The organism is Shewanella sp. AC91-MNA-CIBAN-0169, from assembly GCF_040310165.1.
GTDB lineage: Bacteria > Pseudomonadota > Gammaproteobacteria > Enterobacterales > Shewanellaceae > Shewanella.
The window spans coordinates 1-3,784 of the sequence record NZ_JBEOPM010000050.1; the positions used below are offsets into that span (position 1 = coordinate 1).

The following is a 3,784-nucleotide window of genomic DNA, read 5'->3' on the forward strand; positions in this document are numbered from 1 at the left end:
CACAATACAGAACCGTTATCGCAAAATGCCTTCGAATCACATTACTTAATGTTGGGGCTGGGTTACGAATATCGTAGCGGTAGGCACGGTTGGTTAGCTGAATATCATCGTTATGATGGCATGGTGAGTTGGGATAAAAACTTCTCAGAAGCCTCTAATGAAGCGGTGTTAGGTTATCGCTATTACTTCAATAACAGCGCCATCGAATTCACTATGGTTGAGAACTTTTTAAACATGGATAACAGTGCTGATATAGCTTATGTACTAGGTTATCGGCATAAATTTTAGACTCTAGGCCGCTTCGCAGATAGTGCGCTGCGCTTCTAGGGACAGCTGCGCTGTTAAGCTTAGATCCTAGGTTCTAGCCATCTAGGCCTTTGCTTTTATAGCATCTAGCTGCGAAGGGCTCTAGTTACCTAGGTGTTTTATTCTGCTAAACAACCTAACACTCTATTTCTGCCACGGCCTTTGGCTAAGTACTATTATTTATCTGCCGCTTCAACTAAATTTTTATTAGGCACATCATACATCGGCACTACCGTTGCCCCCTGCGCTTACAGTAACAAATTCAAATATTAGTGAATTTATATGAGCTATTTTCAATGACACTGTACTGTGAACAATTTGCTGAGCTAAATAAGTTCCGCCAATTAAATCGGTGTTTGGTAGCACTCAGATAAACTCTTCAACACCATAACGCACGATTAAGTCATAAGGACGATTAACCGTGTCTTGTATCTTCTGCGCAGCGATGCGTAAGCACGTATCGCCTTCAGTGTGGCCTTGGGTATCATTAAAGTGCTTAAAGAAATCGATATCCAATAAAATAATAGTCAATGGCTGATTTTCCCGCGCACATTGTAGCCAGCTTATAGGCAGCACTTGAGCAAGATTATTAGATTTAGAGTGTAAAGTCGGGGTTTACGCCATTGCTACAGTAATGAAAAATTTGGGATTAAAAGCGATTAGGCCAAAGAAAAAGCATTACTATCCTAACACTGGTGACGAACATGTTTACGCACCCAATTTGCTTAAACGGCAGTTTAACCCTACGACTTATAACACTCATTGGGTGGGTGACATTACCTACATAAAATCACATCAAGGATGGAGTTATTTAGCCTGTGTACTTGATTTAGGAACGAAAGAAATCGTTGGGTATACCTTATCAAGCCAACCCAATACCGCGTTAGCGACAGCGGCATTAAATAACGCGATACAACGTCAAAGACCCAATACACAGGCATTGATGTTTCACTCCGACCAGAGTTGCCAGTACTCAGCTAACGTGTTCAGAGAAAAGCTAAAGCATTTAGGTATTGAACAAAGTATGAGTCGTAGAGGAAATTGTTGGGATAATGCCGTGATGGAACGATTCTTTAGGAGTTTAAAGACTGAAAGATTGAACCATTTAGCCTTTGTCAATCACAGTTCTGTAGTCAGTGTGGTTGAGTAATATATCCAGTTCTACAATTACAAACGCAGACATTCAACAATAGATTATAAGACGCCACATCAAAAATATAATGAGTTAAAAAAAGCGGCTTAAAATCTCTCCAGAAATACTTGACCATTATAATTAGAGATAGTTGTATGGGTTGAGCTCATTGGCATGACAGGTCATCACCAAACTGTACAAGTTGGCACTTGCCTTTACTTCAGCTACCGATGTTGAGAACAGCCTGACTTACACCTAAGAATTGCTGTCAACATAGTCTTGCTTGAACGAATGAGTTTCGTTTAAATGCCTCTTACTGTTAATCCCATTCCCAGTAGCATTTCTATCAGGTATAGTTCTTTATAGCGTCAACTGCTTGTATTGCTTAAATATGTGGGAACCTGGTTTTTTATGTGAGAACTTCAACCTGCGAGCAGCTGGCTCTCATATCTATCCTTAGTGTGCTGGTTGTTCTGATAATATAAGCGCTGTATAGTATGCTAACTTATTTTATAGCGCATATGCAGAACTGAATAGAATGATAAAACAGCACCCAAAGGGATTTACGTTAATTGAGCTGGTAATCGTAATTATCATACTTGGAATATTGGCCGTAGCCGCAATATCCAAATTTATCAATTTACAGGGGGATGCCAGAAACTCAGCCATGAGCGGCCAATTTTCCGCCTTTAAAGGTGCTGTTTCTATTTATCATGCTGGTTGGAATGTAGCTGGTAATACGAGGGCAATAGAAAAACTCGCCGGTTTTGGTGAAGGTAATGTGGCATCAAGCCCTGAAGGTTATCCATACTCGACATCAGGAATTGCCACTAGTACATATGAGGCCTGCAGTGAGCTTTGGCATGGCATCACAACGACAGACTTTACTATTGGTTATGTTGAAGATACAGACTTAATGACGTCAGATATCGATATTGCTTATACATATAGTAGTGATCACTGTATCTACCGTGACCTATACTTTATTCAACGCGGTGAAACAACAAAAGTGATGAACTATTACTTTAATACAGGCAAAATCGAAATTATCGATGCATTTTATAATTGAGATAGGTCACATCTGCAATCTTTACCTGCTCTACAAATTGGCTGATACTTTTGAATTATAAGGCACACCATAATGATTAATGTGACCCTGTATTACTTTTCCGCCAGCACCCTTTTTCTCAATATTTTTCATAAAGTCGCTTACGAAACTCAAGTTTAATTCGCTTGAGGTGGGAGATTTATCTTCTTGTAATGGCCTAATGAAACTGTACATCTTTATGGCTTAAAATAAGCAAAATCTTAAAACTATTTACCATGATTAGAAAAACGAAAATCACTGTCCGCATCCTTCAAAAATTAGAAGATGCCAAGCTCATTGCCGAACAGGGTTAGACTAACAAGCAAATTGAAGACTTGTCAGTTGTGGGTAAATCGGTGGTGTCTAGATGGAAAATACAGTACCAAGCTGAATTAGTCGGTAAAATCCCAGAAAATACCAAACACTAACTGAAAACCAACGAAGAATAGAGCTTATAGAAGTCAAACTAAAACAGACCATGATAGATAATGATATCTTAATAAATGCTGTTGCTTTCTTCATTCGAGACAGTCAAAATTTAACAATCCTGTACATTCTTACTGAGCCAAGCGCATATTCCAAACTAATTTTGGGGCGTGCGACATGAGGTCATATGAAGCCCTATTCACCGCTTTTGAGTGAACCATCTGTATCACCAGATGTGTAGGTATAGGAGGTTGGAACAAGCAAAGGCTGCATTATAACGATGTAGATACAGACTTGTGTCTGGTCACGAAAGTGAGCCTACTTCCGACTGGTCTCCCGTTGCAAGATAATTTGAAGAACTTTATTCAAGGAGACAAACACTGATTAGCGACTCATATTTTCCCCAGTTGCTAGTAGCCAATGCGGTTTATCGGCGTAGTGAAGCGACCGAAAAACTTAGTGCCCACAACCTAATATTAAAAATAATTACAAGGTTAATGGCTTAACTGACACTGTAGAGAATTAATTGAACTTACTGAAATTAAAATATTTTAATGATTAGCGATGGTGCTAACAGAACTTGCTAACACAGAAAAGTTGCCCTATAACAATCACATCAACAGCGTTCTCGACCTGGTATTTACCTAATAAAGGTCACACCTCACGTGTTCGGGCTTGTTCAACTCTTGGGGTAAGGCGCGGCTTCTCCTTATTTGTATGGATACGGACAAAAACCTATATTTTAGGTAATTCAATGGGTAATCCCCCCTAAAAATAGTAGATTTCAAAAGTAGAATTTTCTCGTAATATATACGCAGGGAGATTCTGCATGA

At 39.3% G+C, this 3,784-nt stretch carries 3 protein-coding genes and 2 pseudogenes; 4 read left to right on the forward strand and 1 reads right to left on the reverse strand.

Going from position 1 to position 3,784, the window contains the following annotated elements; genetic code table 11:
* Positions 1-288: DUF3187 family protein (locus tag AAEY98_RS21980; RefSeq protein ID WP_351019654.1), on the forward strand; the 288-nt coding region annotated here is incomplete at its 5' end.
* Between the two features lie 384 nt (positions 289-672).
* Here the strand turns inward: AAEY98_RS21980 and AAEY98_RS21985 are convergent.
* Positions 673-837, reverse strand: a complete 165-nt coding sequence (locus tag AAEY98_RS21985; RefSeq protein ID WP_229780243.1) for a diguanylate cyclase — start codon at positions 835-837, stop codon at positions 673-675.
* A 49-nt stretch (positions 838-886) separates the two neighbouring features.
* On the opposite strand from AAEY98_RS21985, the pseudogene AAEY98_RS21990 reads away from it, so the two are divergent.
* From AAEY98_RS21990 to AAEY98_RS22000, 3 genes and pseudogenes are all read left to right on the forward strand, one after another.
* Positions 887-1,549, forward strand: a pseudogene (locus AAEY98_RS21990) (IS3 family transposase); the annotation flags it as partial.
* 427 nt (positions 1,550-1,976) lie between these two features.
* On the forward strand, positions 1,977-2,507 hold the full coding sequence (locus AAEY98_RS21995) for a prepilin-type N-terminal cleavage/methylation domain-containing protein (RefSeq protein WP_188927245.1): 531 nt from the start codon (positions 1,977-1,979) through the stop codon (positions 2,505-2,507).
* 254 nt (positions 2,508-2,761) lie between these two features.
* Positions 2,762-3,062: pseudogene (locus AAEY98_RS22000) on the forward strand (transposase); the annotation flags it as partial.
* Between the last annotated feature and the right edge of the window lie 722 nt (positions 3,063-3,784).

Excerpts from the sequence above, each read along its gene's own strand:
- AAEY98_RS21995 (WP_188927245.1), top strand. The coding sequence starts at position 1,977 with ATGATAAAACAGCACCCAAAGGGATTTACGTTAATTGAGCTGGTAATC.